Origin of the sequence: Parabacteroides sp. B2-S-102 (genome assembly GCF_023656665.1) — a bacterium.
Taxonomy (GTDB): domain Bacteria; phylum Bacteroidota; class Bacteroidia; order Bacteroidales; family Tannerellaceae; genus Parabacteroides; species Parabacteroides distasonis.
In genome coordinates, this window is sequence record NZ_JAMOKM010000007.1 from 96275 (window position 1) to 116223 (window position 19949).

Annotated in this window: 17 protein-coding genes; 10 read left to right on the plus strand and 7 right to left on the minus strand. The window is 45.4% G+C overall.

Annotated features, from left to right (window positions below):
- Positions 1 to 13 precede the first annotated feature (13 nt).
- Positions 14 to 1645 (plus strand): RagB/SusD family nutrient uptake outer membrane protein, encoded by a 1632-nt coding sequence (locus NBH07_RS11155; protein ID WP_009016591.1) that lies wholly within the window; start codon positions 14 to 16, stop codon positions 1643 to 1645.
- Positions 1646 to 1733: 88 nt separating this feature from the next.
- Here NBH07_RS11155 and uvrA read toward each other — a convergent pair whose 3' ends face one another.
- On the minus strand, positions 1734 to 4517 hold the full coding sequence (uvrA, locus tag NBH07_RS11160; protein WP_005859908.1) for an excinuclease ABC subunit UvrA: 2784 nt from the start codon (positions 4515 to 4517) through the stop codon (positions 1734 to 1736).
- 206 nt (positions 4518 to 4723) lie between these two features.
- Here uvrA and NBH07_RS11165 point away from each other — a divergent pair, with 206 nt between their 5' ends.
- The 6 genes from NBH07_RS11165 (at position 4724) to NBH07_RS11190 (ending at position 11331) form a co-directional block, all read left to right on the plus strand.
- On the plus strand, positions 4724 to 6253 hold the full coding sequence (locus NBH07_RS11165) for a glycoside hydrolase family 10-like protein (RefSeq protein WP_009016593.1): 1530 nt from the start codon (positions 4724 to 4726) through the stop codon (positions 6251 to 6253).
- 12 nt (positions 6254 to 6265) lie between these two features.
- On the plus strand, positions 6266 to 7120 hold the full coding sequence (locus NBH07_RS11170; RefSeq protein WP_250833510.1) for a helix-turn-helix transcriptional regulator: 855 nt from the start codon (positions 6266 to 6268) through the stop codon (positions 7118 to 7120).
- Positions 7121 to 7252: 132 nt separating this feature from the next.
- The gene (locus NBH07_RS11175) at positions 7253 to 7828 is read left to right on the plus strand and encodes a DUF5119 domain-containing protein (protein ID WP_009016594.1); all 576 of its coding nucleotides are present in this window, start codon (positions 7253 to 7255) and stop codon (positions 7826 to 7828) included.
- Complete coding sequence (locus tag NBH07_RS11180; RefSeq protein ID WP_232284020.1) at positions 7780 to 8856, plus strand: DUF5119 domain-containing protein; 1077 nt, start codon at positions 7780 to 7782, stop codon at positions 8854 to 8856. The genes NBH07_RS11175 and NBH07_RS11180 overlap by 49 nt, the downstream gene beginning before the upstream one ends.
- A 53-nt stretch (positions 8857 to 8909) precedes the next feature.
- Entirely contained in the window at positions 8910 to 9941 is a 1032-nt protein-coding gene (locus NBH07_RS11185; protein ID WP_009016596.1) for a fimbrillin family protein, read from the plus strand.
- Positions 9942 to 10920: 979 nt separating this feature from the next.
- Positions 10921 to 11331: a hypothetical protein gene (locus tag NBH07_RS11190; RefSeq protein ID WP_009016597.1), complete on the plus strand. Its 411-nt coding sequence runs from the start codon at positions 10921 to 10923 to the stop codon at positions 11329 to 11331.
- Between the two features lie 94 nt (positions 11332 to 11425).
- On the opposite strand, the gene NBH07_RS11195 is transcribed toward NBH07_RS11190, so the two are convergent.
- Both NBH07_RS11195 and NBH07_RS11200 read right to left on the minus strand, forming a co-directional pair.
- A complete protein-coding gene (locus NBH07_RS11195; RefSeq protein WP_005859925.1) occupies positions 11426 to 12154 on the minus strand; it encodes a nitroreductase family protein in 729 nt (242 codons plus the stop codon).
- 55 nt (positions 12155 to 12209) lie between these two features.
- A complete protein-coding gene (locus NBH07_RS11200) occupies positions 12210 to 12899 on the minus strand; it encodes a type 1 glutamine amidotransferase domain-containing protein (RefSeq protein ID WP_039848509.1) in 690 nt (229 codons plus the stop codon).
- Between the two features lie 216 nt (positions 12900 to 13115).
- Between NBH07_RS11200 and NBH07_RS11205 the strand changes: the two genes are divergently transcribed.
- Positions 13116 to 13589, plus strand: coding sequence for an AAA family ATPase (locus NBH07_RS11205; protein WP_226766886.1), 474 nt, complete (start codon positions 13116 to 13118; stop codon positions 13587 to 13589).
- A gap of 103 nt (positions 13590 to 13692) precedes the next feature.
- Here NBH07_RS11205 and NBH07_RS11210 read toward each other — a convergent pair whose 3' ends face one another.
- Both NBH07_RS11210 and NBH07_RS11215 read right to left on the minus strand, forming a co-directional pair.
- Positions 13693 to 14199 carry a DUF3868 domain-containing protein gene (locus NBH07_RS11210; RefSeq protein WP_005859931.1) on the minus strand — a complete coding sequence of 169 codons (507 nt, stop codon included), beginning with the start codon at positions 14197 to 14199 and terminating at the stop codon, positions 13693 to 13695.
- 12 nt (positions 14200 to 14211) lie between these two features.
- Positions 14212 to 14772 carry a DUF3575 domain-containing protein gene (locus NBH07_RS11215; protein ID WP_039848510.1) on the minus strand — a complete coding sequence of 187 codons (561 nt, stop codon included), beginning with the start codon at positions 14770 to 14772 and terminating at the stop codon, positions 14212 to 14214.
- A gap of 152 nt (positions 14773 to 14924) precedes the next feature.
- Here NBH07_RS11215 and NBH07_RS11220 point away from each other — a divergent pair, with 152 nt between their 5' ends.
- A complete protein-coding gene (locus NBH07_RS11220) occupies positions 14925 to 16058 on the plus strand; it encodes a clostripain-related cysteine peptidase (RefSeq protein WP_009016600.1) in 1134 nt (377 codons plus the stop codon).
- Between the two features lie 111 nt (positions 16059 to 16169).
- Here the strand turns inward: NBH07_RS11220 and NBH07_RS11225 are convergent, their stop codons facing one another.
- Positions 16170 to 16322: a DUF6722 family protein gene (locus NBH07_RS11225; protein WP_008778811.1), complete on the minus strand. Its 153-nt coding sequence runs from the start codon at positions 16320 to 16322 to the stop codon at positions 16170 to 16172.
- A 33-nt stretch (positions 16323 to 16355) separates the two neighbouring features.
- Positions 16356 to 18719, minus strand: coding sequence for a lamin tail domain-containing protein (locus NBH07_RS11230; protein ID WP_009016601.1), 2364 nt, complete (start codon positions 18717 to 18719; stop codon positions 16356 to 16358).
- A gap of 154 nt (positions 18720 to 18873) precedes the next feature.
- On the opposite strand from NBH07_RS11230, the gene NBH07_RS11235 reads away from it, so the two are divergent.
- On the plus strand, positions 18874 to 19884 hold the full coding sequence (locus NBH07_RS11235) for an aspartate-semialdehyde dehydrogenase (RefSeq protein ID WP_005859941.1): 1011 nt from the start codon (positions 18874 to 18876) through the stop codon (positions 19882 to 19884).
- Positions 19885 to 19949 lie beyond the last annotated feature (65 nt).

Below are 19949 nucleotides of genomic sequence, written 5' to 3' on the forward strand. Positions count from 1 at the left end.
AACAAACAAGAATATGAAGAAAATGATTATAGCGGCCTGTACCGTATTCGCATTGACATCATGCAGCGATTTTCTGGAAGAGACACCTGTAGGCGAACTGACTCCCGAACAAGCACAAGATCCCAATAACATCGAGGGATTGATTATCTCCGCCTATTCCATCCTAGACGGCCAGATGGACGATGCCAGCTCCGGCTTGAATTCAGGATGCTCCAACTGGCAATTTGGCGATGTGATCTCAGACGATACCTACAAAGGCGGAGGTGGTACGGGAGACCAGAACCCGGTTCACTTGATGGAAATCTTCCATATCGACCCGACTATCCAAGATTACAATCGGAAATGGCTAGCCTTATACGAGGGCGTGAACCGCTGTAACCAAGCGATCCGTATCCTCAAAGGCAGCGATTATGATAAAAAGGAGACCCGTATCGCCGAGATGCGTTTCCTGCGTGCCCATTTCTATTTCAACTTAAAGATCATCTATAACCAGATCCCATATTTCGACGAGAGTGTCAGCGATCCTTCCGCGTTCGCCTCTATCTCGAATAAGGAGTATACATCCGATCAATTATGGGAGAAGATACTGAATGATTTTAAGGCCGCCTACGAAGGTCTCCCGGATTCCCAGCCAGATGTGGCACGTCCATGTAAGATGACGGCCCGGGCTTATATGGCTAAAGTTTACTTGTTCCAAGGCAAATGGCAGGAATGCGCTACAGCGACGGATGAGGTGATCAATTCCGGCAAATACCAGCTACTCCCCGACTTCCGGAATATCTTCTTGCCAGAAAATGACAACTGCTCTGAAATTTTATTTTCAGTCCAAGCCTCTATCAACGATGGCTCCCCGAACAACTACAACGGAAATCCGGGCGACCGTTTGTTACCTCCGGGAGGCCCTTATCCCAACTATGGTTTCCTTCGTCCTTCCCAAAACCTAGTAAACGCTTATAAGACCGACTCCAACGGCTTGCCTTTGGAAGACGGCATAGACGTTTCGGAAAATGATTATGTAGACACCCGCCTAGACCACACGGTAGCCCGCCCCGGAATCATGTTCCTTGATGTCCAACTCTATGACTGGACTCCTCGTGAGGCTACGGTTTACGGTCCGTATAGCCCGAAAAAACGTATTGTCTCCAAGAACTCAAGTTACTATTTGGCTATCTGGCCATACGTAAACGCATTGAATGTTTATATTATTCGATATGCGGACGTGTTATTGTGGCGTGCCGAAGCTGCTATCGAACTAGGCGATTTGGCTACCGGATTGAAATACATCAACCAAGTTCGCGAGCGTGCCATGAACAGCCAGACCGTAAAAACCGCTGACGGGACAGCGGATGCCGCCAAATACCGGATCGGATTATATCCGTCATTTTCCGACAAAGAGGAGGCGATCCGAGCCTTACGTACCGAACGACGTCTGGAATTCGCCTTAGAAGGTGAACGTTTCTTTGATCTAGTCCGTTGGGGAATCGCCTCAGACGTGATGAACACTTATTTCGAGCATGAGAAGACATTCCGCTCTCATCTCCAAAATGCCCGTTTCATCAAAGGGACCCACGAATACGGCCCGATACCGCAAGCGGTTATAGACCTTGCGAAAAATGGAATCATCGAGCAAAACCCAGGATATTAATGGGAATGCTCCCATTCCTCTTAAAAGAAATAGCTCCTATCCGAATATTCGGGCAGGAGCTATTTACATTTGTCTTTATATCGTCTCTTTATAACTTATCCCTTAAAAACCTTCCGGTATAGGATGCCTCGCAAGCCGCTATCTCCTCCGGTGTACCGGCACAAACCAACTGCCCGCCGGCCTTTCCGCCTTCCGGTCCTAAATCGATCACATAATCCGCACATTTGATCACATCCATATTATGCTCGATAATTACCACGGAGTGACCTTTCTCGATCAAGGCATTGAAAGCTTTCAACAAAGTCTTGATATCATGAAAATGTAAACCGGTTGTAGGCTCGTCGAAAACGAACAAGGTAGGTTGCTGCTTCTCTTGGCCTAAGTAATAAGCCAGTTTCACACGTTGGTTCTCACCACCGGATAAAGTGGAGGAAGTCTGTCCCAGCTTGATATAGCCCAAGCCCACGTCTTGCAGCGGTTTCAAGCGTTTCACAATCTTCTTCTCTTGGGAGCCGGAACCTTTCTCGAAGAACTCGATCGCTTGATTTACGGTCATTTCCAACACATCGTATATGTTAGCGCCTTGATACTCTACATCCAATACATCCTGCTTGAAGCGTTTGCCGTGGCAAGCCTCGCATTCCAAGGTGATATCCGCCATAAACTGCATCTCTACCGTGATTTTGCCCTCGCCCTTACATTCCTCGCAGCGACCTCCTTCTTTATTAAAGGAAAAATAAGCGGCGTTATATCCCATCTGCTTCGCTAGAGGCTGCTCACCGAATAGTTTACGGATCTCATCGTAAGCGCCGATATACGTCACAGGGTTCGAGCGAGAACTCTTTCCGATCGAGTTCTGGTCTACAAACTCAATCGCCTGAATCATATTCAAATCTCCACTGATACCGGAGCAATCTACGGTCAGGCGGGCGGCATCATCCAAATGGCGTTTCACGCCCTCGTAGAAAATATCACGAACCAAGGAACTTTTACCCGAACCGCTCACGCCGGTAACCACCGTCATCACGTTCAAAGGAAACTTCACGTCCACGCCCTTTAAGTTATTCTTCCGGGCCCCTGTCACTTCTATATAATTATTCCACGGACGCCGATAAGGCGGGATCTCGATCTGATCCTCTCCCGTCAAATAACGTACCGTATGGCTATCGGTACATTTCCGGAGGTTATTCACATCGCCTTGATAAACGACCTCGCCCCCCAAACGCCCTGCTTTCGGACCGATATCGATGATATAATCCGCCGCACGGATAATCTCCTCATCATGCTCCACCACGACCACGGTATTCCCCAAGGCTTGCAACTGTCGCAATACCTTGATCAACAAATCCGTATCCCGGGAATGCAGACCGATACTCGGCTCATCCAAAATATACAACGAACCCACCAAGCTACTACCCAACGAGGTAGCCAAATTGATACGTTGGCTCTCTCCTCCGGATAAAGAGGCCGAGAGGCGATCTAAAGCCAGATAACCCAACCCCACATCCAACAGGAATTGCAAGCGATTATTGATTTCCGTGAGCAAACGTTTAGCGATCGCCGCATCCGTCTCGTCCAGTTCCAGTTGATCAAAGAAAGCCTTTGCCTCCGAAACCGGCATCGTTACCAGCTCGGCGATATTCTTACCACCCACTTGCACATACAGCGCTTCCGGCCTCAAGCGGCTCCCCTTACAAACCGGGCAAGTCGTCTTTCCCCGATAGCGGGCTTGCATCACCCTGTATTGTATCTTATAAAGATTCTCTTCCACGAACTTAAAAAAATCGTCGATGCCGTGTAAACCTCTCGCCCCATGCCACAACAAATCTTTCTCTTTCTGTGTCAAGTCGTAATACGGACGGTGGATCGGAAAGTTATATTTCTCGCTCTTCACGATAAAGTCTTTCAGCCATTCCCCCATCACCTCACCTTTCCAGCAAACCACGGCTCCTTGGTAGACAGACAAGCTTTTATCGGGCACCACCAGATTCTCATCGATGCCCAGCACCTTACCGAATCCCTCACAGGTCGGACATGCGCCCAACGGATTATTAAAGCTAAACATCATATCGGTAGGCTCCTCGAATATCATGCCATCCGCCTCGAACTTCTTCGAGAATTCCTTCACGACTACCCCTTCCTCCGTATAAATACGAATCAAACAGGTACCATGGCCCTCAAAGAAAGCGGTCTCGGCCGAATCCGCCAAACGGCTTTTCAAGGTCTTATCGTCCGATACCGTCAGGCGGTCCACCAACAACTCGATCGGGTAAGACAGCAACTCCTCGCTCGCCAGTACCTCCGAGATACGATATACCGTATCATTTACCGACAGACGGGCATATCCTTCTTTCCGCAAGATCTCCAGCTGCTCCTTCATATCCCGGCCTTCCGGCAAGACAACCGGAGCGAATACGGCAAAACGAGTTCCTTCGGGATATCGCATGACCTCCTTGATAATATCGCTCACCTGATGTTTTTTCACCTCGGTGCCGGAAACCGGCGATATCGTCTTTCCGACGCGAGCATATAACAAGCGTAAATACTCATAAATCTCGGTAGATGTACCGACCGTGGAACGCGGATTACGGGTATTCACCTTCTGCTCGATAGCGATAGCCGGCGGTATTCCCTTAATATAGTCGCATTCCGGCTTACTCATCCTCCCCAAGAACTGGCGGGCGTAAGCGGATAAACTCTCTACATACCGACGCTGTCCCTCCGCATAAAGGGTATCGAACGCCAACGATGATTTTCCACTCCCCGACAGCCCGGTTATCACCACCAGCTTGTCCCTCGGAATCTCTACATCTATATTTTTCAAGTTGTTGACACGTGCCCCCTTGATGAAAATCGAATTGCTCTCAGACATATTACCTTTATCTTTTTCTTTAACGCAAAGATAGCCAAAACTAACCGATTCTGCCCTATCTTCATCGAACTAATTCACACAGTTAGACAGGGTGTGCCTCGTCTCTACTGCCAAGTAAATAAAATAACAAGGGTGAAATATTTCATATTTACAGGGAATCTTCTACATTTGTTGAAAATTTCATAGACAAACACAGCAAGGCACCCATGTATATTAAATATTTTCGCTTCTTAGTAGCGATTCTCTTTTGTGCGATAACCTCATGTTCTACGGTTCGCGAGAAGCCTCGTCCGGCTACGAGTACGGGCAAGGAGGCCAAGCGAGAGTTTAGGGGAGCATGGATACAGACCGCTTTTCAAGGCGAATACAAGGATATGACTCCCGCCCGGATGAAAAAAGACTTCATCCGCAAGCTTAATTACCTGCAAGCATGCGGCATCAACGCCATCATCTTTCAGGTGCGCCCCGAGGCGGACGCTTTCTATAAATCCGATATCGAGCCGTGGAGCCGCTTCTTCACCGGAGAGCAAGGCGTAGCCCCGGCAGGTGAGTTCGACCCGATGGCCTTCCTGATCCAAGAATGCCATAAACGAAACATGGAGTTTCACGCTTGGTTGAATCCTTACCGGGCGAGCACGGCGGGAAACACCCGTTTCGCCGATTCCCACATCTATCATAAGCATCCCGAATGGTTTGTCACCTATAATAAACAAATCCTTTTCGACCCGGGATTGCCGGAAAGCCGTCAGTTTATCTGCCGGGTAGTGCGTGATATCGTCGGCCGTTACGACGTGGACGCTATCCATATGGACGATTATTTCTATCCCTATCCCGCGGCGGGTATGCCTTTCCCTGATGATAACAGCTTCCGGAAATACGGCTTGCGAAAAGGATACAGCGAGGCGCAAAGGAACGATTGGCGCCGGGAGAACGTGAATACCCTGATCCGGGAATTGAAACGTACCATCCTGCTCACCAAGCCTTGGGTACGCTTCGGTATCAGTCCCTTCGGCATCTACCGCAACAAGAAAAGCACCGCGGACGGATCGGGTAGCAATACCAACGGTCTGCAAAACTACGACGACCTCTACGCCGATATCACCTATTGGGTACAGCAAGGCTGGATCGATTATAACATCCCCCAGATCTATTGGGAGATCGGACACCCGGCGGCGGATTACATCACGCTTATCAAATGGTGGGACAAAAACGCCAACGGAGGTCATTTATATATCGGGCAAGACGTGGCCCGAACCATGAAAGCGGACCAATTAACCCGCAAGATGCGTTACGAGCGTGCCTTGCCTCACGTGCGCGGCAATTGTTTCTGGCCCGCCAATGAGATTCTATGGAACAACAAGGGCGTAGCCGACAGCCTGAAACGGAACTACCACCGTTACCCGGCCCTTATCCCGGCCTATACCCATATGCATAACCGTCCGCCAAAAGACGTAAGCAAGCTAAAGACCGAATGGACACCTAAAGGCTTCTTGTTACATTGGCAAGCGGAGCAAAGCCCCACGAATCCGGAGCTAGCCTCCTATTTCGTGATCTATCGCTTTAACGACAAGGAGCCGATAGACACGAGCGATCCCTCGAAGATCGTGGCTATCACCCGGGAAACCGGCTACTTGATGCCTTACGAGAAAGGAAAGGTAAAATATCGCTATGTAGTGACCGCCGTAGATCGCTTTCACAACGAGAGCGAGGGCAAGACAAAGAAAGTAAAATTATAAAGACAACAATATATGTTAACCGACCATCGCTGCACCAAATATACCGACTGTTCCTCTTGTAGTTTCTACCAGAGGGACATATTCAAGTATCGTCTTTATCCGAAAGGGTACGTGATCCCTCAGACAAGATGCATGCAGAACATGGTCTTTTTCCTAGTCAAGGGAGAGATCTGGCTGAACAGCGAGGAGCACCCGGACACCACGTTCCGGGGCGGACAGTTCGTATTGCAACCGATCGGCTCGAAAGTGGAGTGCAAGGTACTCGACTACACCGAATGTATCATCTATCTCTTCGAGCGTCCGCAAAACATATGCGACAATCGTTTCAACAAAGGCATCTCCATCGTGGAGAACGAACGCCAGCAGCCCATCGTAATGACGATGGTCCCGCCGATACAACTCTTCATCGAGGGCATGAAGCTCTACCTCAACGATGATTTAAGATGCTCCGGACTGATGCAAGCCAAACGCTCGGAGATGGTCTACTTGCTGAACTACTACTACCCCATCAAGGAGCTAGCCGCCTTTTACGCCCCGATTTACCGGTATAGCCACAGTTTCCAGTATTTCGTGATGCAGAACTACCAGAAGGCGAAAGACGTGGAGACCTTCGCCCAATTGGGAGGCTACAGTGTACCCACCTTCCGCCGTATCTTCAAGGATACGTTCGGAGAGCCCGCCTACCAATGGATGCTGAAACGCAAATGCCAAGACATCCACAACGACCTTATCATGACCGAGCTTTCCATATCCGAGATTTGTTACAAGTATGGTTTTGAGTCGCTTTCTAACTTCTCGCACTTCTGCAGGGCTAATTTCGGCCAATCTCCCCGCTCTGTCCGTTCTCTAAAGGATGAAAATACATAATATTCAATGATTTTTTTAAAATCTCTCAACTTTTGCAACTCTTTGGACAAAAATAACAATTCTCCCCTTTAGCATTCCCTATACATTTGCGTCCAGAAGATCAATCATAATTGATTTTCAAAGATAAATAAAATGTATAGGTACAATAAGACAAGTATTATCTTAAAGATCTCTATCGCAGTTTTATTCATTATCGGCATGGTGCTGGAATGTAGTTGCGAGAGATCCGAGGAACCGGAGAAAAGAGGCACGGGCTACATCACTTGCACCCTTCGTTGGGATAGCGTGGTAGCAGGTTCCCCGGTACCGGAGAAACTTCGCTATTGTATCTACCCGTCGGAGGGCGGGCCGATGATACAGACGGATGGGAACGCCAATGGCATCACCCTGTTCTTACCACCGGATAAATATAATGTATTGGTTTTCAATTACGACGCGAAAAACATAGGTTTTCGTAATATGTCGAAGTTCGAGGAAGCGGAAGCATATATCTCCTCTCTAGAGGATCTGGAGGCATGTCAAGACGAGGTGATCCCGTTATATGTCGCCACGATCCGTTCGGTAGAGGTTGAGGGGGATACGGAGAAGCATAAGGAATTGACCTTGTCGCCGTTTTTCCTATCGAAGGATAGTTCCTTGAATCTAAGCAATGAAAGGAAATGGATCGCGAACAATATCAACGGGCTAAAGAAAACGAGTATCCGATGAGAGAGAGCCGGTTATTTATCATCTTGATCTCGCTTGTCATGGGATTGGCGGGATGCTCGAAAGAGACTATGATCGGCGAGTATGTAGACCGTTGCGCCGTGCGCCTCGACATAGATTGGGGTCCTTGCGGTATCGACCCGGATGGTATGACCGCACTCTTTTACCCGGTCGATGGAGGGGAGCCAAGCCGTTTCCTTACCAACACGGTCACAGGTGACGAGGTGCGATTGAGGAAAGGGATCTATAACGTAGTGGTATTTAACCAAGCGGCCGAAGAATACAGTTATCTCACGATCGAGGGTCAAGATCAATACAGCACCCTGCGGATCGTGATGAAGACGACGGATAGCGATTGGTACACGCCCACCGAGGGAGAGCGGCTGATCTACGATCCGGAACCTTTAGCGGTAGCTACATTGGAGGGTTTTGAGGTGACGCAAGAGATGGTACGGGCGAACCTTAAGGAGGGAAAGGAGTTTTCCTTGGCTTGCCGGCCCGAGAAGGTAATCTTCACGACCCATCTGTCCTTAGAGATAAAAGGATTGCACAACGTGCGGACTGCGAGGGGATCGATTAAAGGGATGGCGGATACATATTGGATAGCGGATAGAAAGACCGGGAGTAGCGTAGCGACGCAACTCGTGGACTTCTCGGAAAAGACCTTTCACGAGAACTCAACGACAGACGGTATCTTATCCGGCTCTTACCTGACACTCGGCAGGCCGAACGTCACATCGAAGGCCACGGACGAGATCAGTAATTTGCTTACGCTCTCCATCTTATTGGTCGATAACAAGACGGTCATTACGAAGCAATATGATATAGCTCCACGTGCCGCGATCAATAATGAGACGAAAGAGGTGAAAGTGGTGCTGGGTACCGGAGCCGATCCGGACGAGGAGGAAACTCCCGAGGATATTCCGCTGGAATTGCCAAACGTAAAGCCGGCAACTAATGGCGGCGAAGGGGGATTCGACGCAAGTGTAGACAATTGGGGAGATGAGACGAATATCGTAATCCCCGCATAGATATAGAATGATAAATAGTAACAACATAAAACAACATTAAAAGACTAAGCGTTATGAAGACAAATTTATTCATTGCAGCATTAAGCCTAGTAGTATTGGCTGGCTGTTCAAGCGAAGATGAAATTGATACATTAGTGTCTAAGAGTGATAATGCGATTACTTTCGGGACTTATGTGGGGAAACAGACAAAGGCTATAGAGAAATCAGCATTTGCAGAGAATGATCAATTTGGGGTATTTGCATTCTATACGAAAGCTGAGGGGTATAACAATACTAAAGATACTCCTAATTTCATGTATGAACAATCCATTAAAAAAGGCGCAGGAGAAGCAGAATGGACATACAGCCCTGTAAAATATTGGCCTAATACAAATGGAGAGCAAATCACATTTTTTGCATACTACCCTGCCGGAAAGACTGGTATGACATTCCAAACAACAGAAACATCAACGGCATATAGCAATAGCTCAAAAGGTTTCCCCGATATCAAATTTGAGGTTCAAGATAAAGCCGATGAGCAAGTTGACTTTATGTATTCAACTCTAGTGAACCAAACAAAACCAGAAACTAATGCGGCGATCAAATTCAGCTTTGCTCATGCCCTATCGAAAGTTAATATTAAGGCTCAAATGAAAGAAACTCTAAATAGCGAAACAACTGTAAATATAAAAAGCATCGCTTTAAATAATATATACAACACAAACACATTAAAATATACAGGATCAACTCCTAGCTGGGGATGGGATACTGCGAGCAATGGACAGAAGTATGAAATAACTCCCACTAATATTAGTTTAGCCTCTGATGGGACGACTGCTATTGATATCACAAGTTTCTTGATGGTTCCCCAAACATTATCAACGGAAGATGGCAAAAAAGCTAGTATTACTATCACCTATGATGTTGTTACAACTGACACTAGTCTTCCAGAAGGGAGTAGTACTATTACAAACACGATAACTACAGATATAACTTCTACAACAGAATGGAAGATGAATCAACAATATGTATATACTATACAGATTTCCTTAACTGATGTAAGCGTAAGCACTGAAGTTTCAGGTTGGACAGAACCAACAGAGTAAAACTTAATATGATTTGCTTAAGATATGCTATAAGCCGGGAGAAAAATTCCCGGCTTATATTTTATATAGACTTCTAAGACATTCAAAAGCAACTATAAGAAGAGTTCCACAATAAGACAAACCACAAAGACCTTCCTGCCACTCAAACAAACGATAATCTATCTTTTTGCCCAATATAAGCCACATATCGTAACAATCCCTTCCCCCCACAATCACGAAACAACACCAAAGGCATCCCCATAAACCGCCTTTTACCCCTCGAAAGCCCCCCTTTTCACACACAATAGGTCGCGAAAGCCAACGCGAAAGGCCGCGTTAGGCGACACATATGGTTACGTTGGGCATCGTAAGCAGCTAAGAATAGGGTTATAACCTAATGAGAAAGGCGTTATAACCTTATTATAACCCTATCGTAACCTTATGGAATAGCCCAAACACCCGGCAAACCATGAGTTACGATGAATTAATTTCGCTAGAATAAAAGGCCATTTTCCAACATCTGTCTGTCTACTAAACAATTGCTGTTTTTTTCTTGCGTATTTGGAAGCGAGACGTACATCCGCCCGAAATAATCGACTCTCACGGACTTCCGTTTACATTTTGTCAAAATGTCAATCCGCAAGGAAACTTCTCCCCACATAGCATACGGATATCAATTATTCTTCCTATATTTGCGATAATCCCTCATATCTAAGCGTAGGTCACTGAAGGAGGACATAAGTTAACGAAGAGCGTTTAAAGATATTATCCCGCATTGAAATCTCGACAATTTCATATCCATGGATAATAGACAATGAACGCTCACGTCGGTGCTATATTTACCAGTAATCGCTCTGGACGATATAACAGCATGGCGTGGGCTATTGTTTATTACATGGATAGGGCAGTCGAGAGCCTCAATGCGGTAATATCAATAGTTTCCACGCTTCTGTATTTTTAGCCCGGCAACCGATGGAGACAGGTTGCCCTTATCCATTAAATGAAGACGATCCTCCTGTTACCCGTCTTGTCGCTATGGCTCCTGCTTGCCACGCAAGCCAATGCCCAAGTCTATCACCTACATTTATCCGACAACACTTGCCGGATAACAGAATGCGTTGATACTCCACAAGGCGTCAAGCCCTTGGGTCAGACATGGAAAGGAAACACCTTCCATGATCGTTTCACGCTAGATTTCGATCGCGCTATCTTCACGTGGGAAAAGGAAGGAAAAGAGACGTATGCCAACAAGATCATCAACCACACTGCCAAATACGCTCACCACTCATTCACCACGGAGCAGATTACCGCCAACCTCACCATCAACAGCCATCGAGCCGTCCTTCAACTTATCCACTTTCAGAATGGCCAATGGATACAAGTCACTTATTTTTGCGAGATAGGGAATTAACGGCTCATGCGAACATCTACAACATCTACCACTTATACTTGATATTTGTACTTTTTATTTGTGAGTGAAAATTCCAGCCTTAAAAAAGGAGGCCTTAAAGTTTACGATAAACATCTTCAAAAGGTACTCTGCAACGTTCCCCCCAAATGCCTTTATTTCCATCCCGTATCCCACAAGGAATAGCCATGTTTATTTCAGCACCATGAGGTAGTTTCAATGTCCTTTTTAGCCGACGGCTGTCCAGCCCTTCTAAGGGGCACGTGTCATAGCCTTCGTTTGCCATCGCAATCATAAACGTTTGTGCGGCAAGCGCACAGGATTTATGGGCTGTCACACGTATGTCATTCTCGGAAACTTCAAGCATCATAGGACGGAAAATACTGATTATATTAGCCAACAATTTCCTAAGCAATCCGAGAATACCGAAGAACCGGGCATAAACAAAGGGCATCAATATACCGTAATATATTTCCCGATCCTTAATACGTTTGGCCTGACGTTCTTTAGGACTGTAATGACGAATGTTCTCCCGTTCAAAATTGAGTACGAATCGCGCATGTTTCTTGTACCAGTCACGCCGAACCACAAAAATGACAATTTGTGAAGCGGTAGAAGCCGCTTTCTGACCAAGGCAGTCCCTTGAAATTTTTGCCAATAATTCAGGTTCTGTAATATGGTAAAATTCCCATAATTGCATATCAGAACTGTTAGGAGCCAATGTAGCCAGTTCCAAACAATGTTTTACCTTTTCCGTATCTATTGGTTTTTCTTTATCATACACCCGTACAGAACGACGATGATGAAGGACTTCATCTAAATTCATAATGATACTGATTTGAATTAAACATTTATTCCCAGCTGATTACTTCAGCCATTTATTATTGTGCTTTATTTAATTGCCGCATAACGACCTTCGCCATTTCTTTAGAACTGAACGGGTCCTGCCCAGTAATCAGATTATTATCTACAACTACTTTTGAAGTCATAGGTATCAATGCTTTTTCATAATCCGCTCCTCTCTCTTTCAACAACGCTTCAAGATCAAAAGGCACGTCTTCTTTTCTTCTGGCAAGACTTTCCTCAAACCAACTGAATCCCGTCAGCTTTTTGCCTTTAATCATATATTCGCCATTGGATAGTTTGACATTCAACAACCCACTGACCCCGTGGCAGATGGCCGACACTATCCTCCCACTTTCATCCTGTTTCCTTACGATAGTCTTTAAAGCTTCATTGTCAGGAAAGTCATACATCGCACCGTGTCCGCCGGCTAAATAGACACAATCAAACTGTTGTTCCAACAGGTTATCCAAACTGTTTGCATGATCCAACAGCTTTTTGAATTCTGGCTTTTCCCAATACTTTTCGGACATTTCATCTAAAAAAATTGGTTTTAAACTTTCGGGATCAATGGGAGTATAACCTCCTTTCGGATTGGCTACCGTTATGTCATAGCCGCTTTCTTTTGCACTATGATAGATATGAGTAAACTCACTAAGCCATAATCCGGTCGCGAGTTTCCCATTGGCAAAAGTCTCTGTGCTAGTAACTATTATTAAAATCTTCATGATAATCAAATTATTGATTCATATTCTTTAAAAGAAAACATACACATGGATAGATTGTTTTTCAGAATATGGAATCTTTAACATAATCCGAAAATATGAAAACCTGCAAATCCTTTCAAATGCAATCTCTATCCACCAGCATTCGATAAGGAGAAATTACCGATCCCTTTCCTATTACCTCCGGGAGGAAGCAATTTGATGAATATCGTTTCCATGATGCCCAAGTTGAAAGAAGAATTAAGAACTATTTTCAACGACTATGGCTTGAAATATGTCTTCGATACCAATAGCCAGGAGATTAAAGTAATGAAAGAAAAGAAACCGGGAGAGATATTTTTAATTCCATTTCATTCCATAGCCGATACCCTGCAGCGTATGATTTTCTACAAAGCGGCTATTGAAAGTAACAGTGAGTCCGCATTAGTTTTTGAAGAACCGGAAGCCCACTCATACCCTCCTTTCATATCAAAGGTAACGCAGGATATTATCCAATCGGACAGAAACCAGTTTTTTATAACGACACACAGTCCTTATGTGGTTAACGACTTTCTGGAATTACCGAGTGACCAACTTGCCATTTACCTAGTTGACTTCAGGAATGGGGAAACTTTCGTGAAAAGAGCCAGTGACACAGAAGTACAAGAAATGTACGAATATGGCATCGACCTATTTTTCAACACTGAAACATAGCGAAAGATACAGAACACATTGCAGGCACAAGCCCATACCCAAGTCTACCGCCTACGCTTATTCGACAGTACTTACAGGATAACGGAATGCGTTAAAAACCATTTTACGGAATGTCCAAATGTTCTGTCAATACGTTTACGAATGTTCGTAATGGCGCACCTTCATAATTATCCAACTCCCCAACCAATATCAACGCGGCGTTCTTCATCCATGGCTGGTATGGGATAGATAGTTCATAGGGGATTTCACGGATCAGTTCCGGGGTGTTCTTGATTACCGTATAAGCGTCGCCATCGGCGGCTTTCTTGCCTTCGAAAACTAAGGTACGGTCGAACATTTTTTGCTTGTTTACCCCGTTTAGTACTACCGGGGCCATGACTACGGAATCTCTGTCGCTACGCAACATCGGCATCAAGGACAGGGTTTGATATCGTCCCACGGAGAGTCCGCAGACACTGATCGTTAGGTCTAGACGCAAGGAGTTGCCCTCCCGCTCGATGCGGTTTTGCTTCACGGAGACTTGCCCCCGGTAAGATTGTATAGGTACCTGCGCTCCTGCCGGAAGAACAAGGCCGATCACAAGCAAACATATATAAATGAATGTCTTCATAGATTTATCTCTTTATTTGATGATGTAAACGATACTGATACCCGCCTTTGTTAATCCCCAATACTCGTTGCGGAACTTGCCGATAGGCGCATCTCCTCTAGGAAAAGCGTACTTATCATATTCAAAATGCAAGTATCCGAAACCCGCCGTGAACTCCACGTTCCAACGGGGCGACACGTACAACTGATAACCATAAGAGATACCGCCGCCATAAGCGTTACCGTTATAACTATTCTTTTTCTCCATCCCATACAGGAGCTTCAAACCGGCGAAATCGTAATCTATATACTGGGCATGAACCCCGAAGAAATGTCCGTTGAAACGCTCGTGTATCCAGTAACGCACCTCGGGCTGTATCATCCAATGCTTAAATGACTTATCGCTCGAGAATGTCCAACCGTTATAATACCCCGATGCCTCAACCGACCAATGCTTGTTGAATGCGACCTCCGCCCCTACGTTCGGCGTAGTGATCGCGTCATAAAGCACATTGGTCTTCACGGCCACGACCTGTCCTTGAATATCCATAAAGGTTGACAAAAGAAATACTAACAGTAAATATAGTTTATTCATATCTCCCGGTTCATTAGGTTTGTTTATTTAAGAGACAAAACCGTACAAATATAGATAATATTTATCAGTTCATTCGTACGTTAACTTATATAATATCCACGATTTACAAACGGAAAACGTTATCTTTGCAAGATAAATCCAGAATATGACTCATGAAGGCTAAATATATCGTGATTTTTCTCCTGTCACTCCTTTCGTTTGTCGCTTGCGATAAAGAGGAGGTCGTTATCCCTACTACCGCCCCTCGTACGGTTCTTATCTATTTCGCAGGAGATAATAGCTTGAGTGGATACGTGAGCCAAAACCTGAGGGCGATAAAGGAAGGGATTGAGCGAGATGGATTGAACAACGGTAATTTGTTGATCTATACGGATAAGCAGAACGAGGCTCCCCAGCTTTTCCAATTAAAACTGGAAGCGGATACCATCCGGCAGATCGTGCTCGAGACCTACGCCTCGAACCAGAACTCGGCCTCTACCGAGACGCTGACGCAAATAATCGACAAGGTACAAAAGGAATATCCGGCGGATAGTTACGGGTTGGTGCTGTGGAGTCACGGAACGGGATGGCTACCTTCGGATATCTATAGCTATCTGCGTTCTTTCGGGCAAGACGGGAAGAATAATTTCATGGAGATCAATGATTTGGCCTCCGCTTTATCGAAGTATCATTTTGATTTTATTTTGTTCGACGCTTGTTATATGTCGTGCGCCGAGGTAGCTTACGCTTTCCGGGGATGCGCGGATTATATTATCGGCTCGCCCACGGAGATACTGGCCAATGGTTTCCCCTATCAAACGATCATGGGGGATATGTTCAAAAAAAAAGCTGATGTGGTGGGGATAGCGACAAAGTTTTATACGTATTATCAAAGTGAGGCAGGAACGATCTCGGTCATGAAAAGCGATGAGTTGGATGAATTGGCCGCTACTTGCCGTACCCTATTCCATGATAAGACGGAAAGTGATCTTTTCGCCGTACCCGTTAGCGAATTGCAGATCATGGAGTATTTGACGCCGAATTATCATGCCTTATATGATTTTGATGATTACGTGAGCCGTCTGGCCACGGAAGAGCAATATAACGCATTCAAGCGGAGCATGGAAAAGGCGGTTATTTACAAGGCTACTACACCCAAGGCGGTTTACGCTTATCCGTATCCGTATGGAAGCTATCTGCCGGTCAATAAATATAGCGGCCTATCTATCTACGTCCCCCAAGAAGCCTTGCCCAAACTAAATGAGTGGTACAAGGATCTTGAGTGGTATAAAGATGTATATCAATGATTAAAACTCATCTCTTAGCCAGCGTTTACCACGAGGGGTATACAGGAATATCAAGAAACCTGCCGCCATTATAGAAATAACCGTAAAGAATACTGCTAATAACATATTTCTCTATTTTAATAATGCGCTTCCTACTCCCAATACAAGAGCGGCAAAAGTTAATTTTGACAAATCGAAGAAATACTTTGAAGTATTTTCTCTTCTGTTCTTCATTAAATCCTGAGCCGCTTTTCTTTTTTCAATGTTACCGTTATAGTTACTCATAGCAAAAATACTAATATTATTTCACAAATGAACTTATTTCACTAAAAACACTTCCTTATATCGTTTTACCTGTCCTTGAGGATGAACAAGTTCCGCATAGAAAATATAAACGCCGGTTCTCACCTTGGAACCATTCACCGCAAGGCCGTTCCAAGCCAATTCACCTTCTATCCCTAATAAGTCATGATTTACCACCTCACTGATATGCCTTCCGGAGATATCAAATATCCAGGCTCGACAGGTATAGCCGGATTCATCAAGATGGTAGGAGATCGTATATTCCTTCGTTGCCTCAGAATAAACGGGAGACTCTATGCCCGTGACCTCGCCTTCATCTTGCTTTCCATATTGGGAATTCCGATAGCCGGGCGTACCGTATCCCGCCGTGGCCGAAGCCGAAGTCCAATTCATCTCATCCTGCGTATCGCTATCAGGATTAATCCGCTCCAAGGCAATCCCCTTCTCATTTTTCACGGATGGGGCATGCCATTTAGAAGTATAACGAATCTCATCGATCATAACCTCATCTTCTGTACGAAACAGGACTAGCGTAGCAGAGGTATTTGCCAAGACCGGAAGTTTTAATTCATGCAAAGCATCCGGCGAAGATATCAGATAAAAATCGCTCACTCCTCCCATACTTTTAGTCAGCAACGCATAATCTTGTGGTTCTACCGGAGAGACTATAGAAGATAAAGGATAATGCGTACTCAATGTACCATCGGATTTACGAGTAGCAACAGACAGTCCAGCCAAAGGCAATGCTCGGTCCGAACGATTATAAAGCTCGATATACTCACTCCCTTCCGGATAAGGATTCGGCAACAACTCATTAAAAACGATCTCATTGGGTAAGACTATAATGTCCGTGGGGATACCCGGTTTATGGGGAGTGTCCGGACGATCCGAATCTTCTGGTTCATCGTCAGGAGAAGAGTTTGCGGAACCCGGCGTGCCTCCTCGCTCATCCGTTGATAAATAAAAACCGATTTCAGAACGTTCCCAAGCGATACCGGCTTTCGCTTTCTCATAGGCAATCCGGTCGATCTCCTTACCGGAAGGATCGAATAAAGCAAGCTCCTTCCCCGTGTTCGCCAAGGACGCCGGGAATTTATCCAAGGGCATATCTTGTCCCGAATCGTCAATATGTATATCCCTACCAGACCGATAAAGCACGATATATCCATCCGCATCCAAAAGCAAAGCTGTCAATACCGTTGGCTTACTACCATATAAGAATGACCAACCATTTAACTCTATAGCCTTATCCGTCGTATTATAAAGTTCCACATACTCCGTTTCCGGAAAAGCCTTTTGTCCTTTCGGATCAGCCATCACCTCATTAATACGGATACTACCGGCGGGGAAAGAAGGAGTATCCGGCACTTCTGGTTCCTCCGGAGCGTCGGGCTCTTCTTCATATTCTAACCGAATCTCGGTAGAACTCTCCGGAATCTTATTTCCCTCAAGATCCATTAACCCCGAGCACAACAAATCATAACCCATACCAACCTTCAACTCCTTATCAAAGCTGATATTCACATGGATCCGCATATCATCCGCATAGGTCATATGAGAGGCATTACCGATACCCGATATAGAGAATATCGCCTCACGGATATCCACCGGAAGATTATATTGTAATTGGAAAACAGACTCGGTGATCGGTTGGATAGCAAGAAGCCGCGGAAGAACCAACGGCTCATCGGGCTCATTGGGTTCTTCGGGAGTATCCGGCTTCTCTGGTTCGATCGAGATATTATCGGATATAATGATGTAGTTACACGCAAAATCATTTACTCGAGTTTTAGAATAGCGGCATTCAAAACGTAGTTGTCCCCCTTTACATGAAGAAGAAACTTCAGACTCACAACTACCTATCAAGACAAACCTACCCTTCTCTAGCACATATAAGTTCCATATCTTATGATTTTCTAAAGTAAGTTTCACTTTCAAATCCACGGCTCCCAACAAGACATCGAGCGCTTTCTCTATTAAGATCTTTGGATTCTTCTCCGTTGCGGTATGTTTCCGAAAAGTTATCGTTTTCTTATTACTGCCGATTTGGACATAATAATCGCTTTTTAATCCAAGCATCCTCTGATCATCTAAATAAACATGTAGCCGGATATGGTTTTGATCGCTTGGTTTGAAATCCATCCGAATCTCAAATTCCCATTCCATTGTAGCGGAATAAACGAGAGGAGTTTCTATGGAAACACTTTTCCGGGTAGGATCCGCACGTGAGACCAGCCATCCGGTCTCAATCACAAAGCAATCTAAATCACCCGTCCAAGGGTTATCCGATGTAATCTCCAGTCCATTAAACGGTTCTTTTAACTGGGGATAAGCGCAAAGCGGAAGTAAAAACGCAAGAATTAATAATAATTGTTTCATAGCTATATCGTTTTAGTTATAAATTTCTCTATCTTTGCACCCTAATAAGTTACAACTGTAAATAATAGGGCGCAAAAGGCAAAAATATGAAAGCCCTTTACAGACAGCAAAGTTATAACTATTTTACATTATTCAAATTAAATCAGTGCTCAAAATGAAAGTAGCAATTGTTGGTGTAAGTGGAGCCGTAGGACAGGAGTTCCTGCGTGTACTCGACCAGAGAAACTTCCCGATGGATGAGCTGGTACTTTTTGGCTCATCTCGTAGTGCCGGACGTGTTTATACCTTCCGTGGTAAACAGTATACCGTTAAGGAACTGAAGCATAACGACGACTTTAAGGGAATCGATGTTGCTTTTGTTTCAGCCGGAGGTGGTACTTCCAAGGAATTTGAGAAGACGATCACGAAACATGGTACGGTGATGATCGATAACTCCAGCGCGTTCCGTATGGACGAGGATGTTCCATTGGTCGTACCGGAAGTAAACCCGGAGGATGCCTTGAATCGTCCTCGTGGCGTGATCGCTAACCCGAATTGTACCACGATTCAGATGGTTGTAGCGTTGAAGGCGATCGAGAACTTATCTCATATCAAGCGTGTTCACGTATCTACTTATCAAGCTGCCAGTGGAGCGGGCGCTACCGCTATGGCTGAGTTGGTAAAACAATATGAGCAACTATTAAAGGGCGAGGAGCCTACAGTAGAGAAATTTGCTTATCAATTGGCATATAACGTAATCCCTCACGTAGACGTATTCACGGAAAATGGCTATACGAAAGAGGAGATGAAGATGTATAACGAGACCCGTAAGATCATGCACTCGGATATCGAGGTGAGCGCTACCTGTGTTCGCGTACCGGTTATGCGTGCGCATAGCGAATCTACTTGGGTAGAGACAGAGCGTCCGATCAGCGTGGAAGAGGCTCGCAAGGCTTTCGCCGAGGCTGAGGGTGTGGTATTGCAGGATGAACCGGCAAACAAGGATTATCCGATGCCGTTGTTCGTAGCGGATCACGATCCGGTTTACGTAGGCCGTATCCGTAAGGATATCAGCAACCCGAATGGTTTGACATTCTGGACCGTGAGCGACCAGATCAAGAAAGGCGCCGCTTTGAACGCCGTACAAATCGCCGAGTACTTGCTAAAGGTGGGTAATATCAAATAACAGACAACTTTGTAAATTCTATATACGTGGAAGCGGGATCAAGAGAATACTCTTATCCCGCTTTT

Excerpts from the sequence above, each read along its gene's own strand:
- NBH07_RS11195 (WP_005859925.1), bottom strand. The coding sequence starts at position 12,154 with ATGAATTTAGATGAAGTCCTTCATCATCGTCGTTCTGTACGGGTGTAT.
- NBH07_RS11235 (WP_005859941.1), top strand. The coding sequence starts at position 18,874 with ATGAAAGTAGCAATTGTTGGTGTAAGTGGAGCCGTAGGACAGGAGTTC.
- NBH07_RS11180 (WP_232284020.1), top strand. The coding sequence starts at position 7,780 with ATGGATCGCGAACAATATCAACGGGCTAAAGAAAACGAGTATCCGATG.
- NBH07_RS11185 (WP_009016596.1), top strand. The coding sequence starts at position 8,910 with ATGAAGACAAATTTATTCATTGCAGCATTAAGCCTAGTAGTATTGGCT.
- NBH07_RS11205 (WP_226766886.1), top strand. The coding sequence starts at position 13,116 with ATGCCCAAGTTGAAAGAAGAATTAAGAACTATTTTCAACGACTATGGC.
- NBH07_RS11190 (WP_009016597.1), top strand. The coding sequence starts at position 10,921 with ATGAAGACGATCCTCCTGTTACCCGTCTTGTCGCTATGGCTCCTGCTT.
- NBH07_RS11210 (WP_005859931.1), bottom strand. The coding sequence starts at position 14,199 with ATGAAGACATTCATTTATATATGTTTGCTTGTGATCGGCCTTGTTCTT.
- NBH07_RS11225 (WP_008778811.1), bottom strand. The coding sequence starts at position 16,322 with ATGAGTAACTATAACGGTAACATTGAAAAAAGAAAAGCGGCTCAGGAT.
- NBH07_RS11200 (WP_039848509.1), bottom strand. The coding sequence starts at position 12,899 with ATGAAGATTTTAATAATAGTTACTAGCACAGAGACTTTTGCCAATGGG.
- NBH07_RS11220 (WP_009016600.1), top strand. The coding sequence starts at position 14,925 with ATGAAGGCTAAATATATCGTGATTTTTCTCCTGTCACTCCTTTCGTTT.
- NBH07_RS11175 (WP_009016594.1), top strand. The coding sequence starts at position 7,253 with ATGTATAGGTACAATAAGACAAGTATTATCTTAAAGATCTCTATCGCA.
- NBH07_RS11165 (WP_009016593.1), top strand. The coding sequence starts at position 4,724 with ATGTATATTAAATATTTTCGCTTCTTAGTAGCGATTCTCTTTTGTGCG.
- NBH07_RS11215 (WP_039848510.1), bottom strand. The coding sequence starts at position 14,772 with ATGAATAAACTATATTTACTGTTAGTATTTCTTTTGTCAACCTTTATG.
- NBH07_RS11230 (WP_009016601.1), bottom strand. The coding sequence starts at position 18,719 with ATGAAACAATTATTATTAATTCTTGCGTTTTTACTTCCGCTTTGCGCT.
- NBH07_RS11155 (WP_009016591.1), top strand. The coding sequence starts at position 14 with ATGAAGAAAATGATTATAGCGGCCTGTACCGTATTCGCATTGACATCA.
- NBH07_RS11170 (WP_250833510.1), top strand. The coding sequence starts at position 6,266 with ATGTTAACCGACCATCGCTGCACCAAATATACCGACTGTTCCTCTTGT.
- uvrA (WP_005859908.1), bottom strand. The coding sequence starts at position 4,517 with ATGTCTGAGAGCAATTCGATTTTCATCAAGGGGGCACGTGTCAACAAC.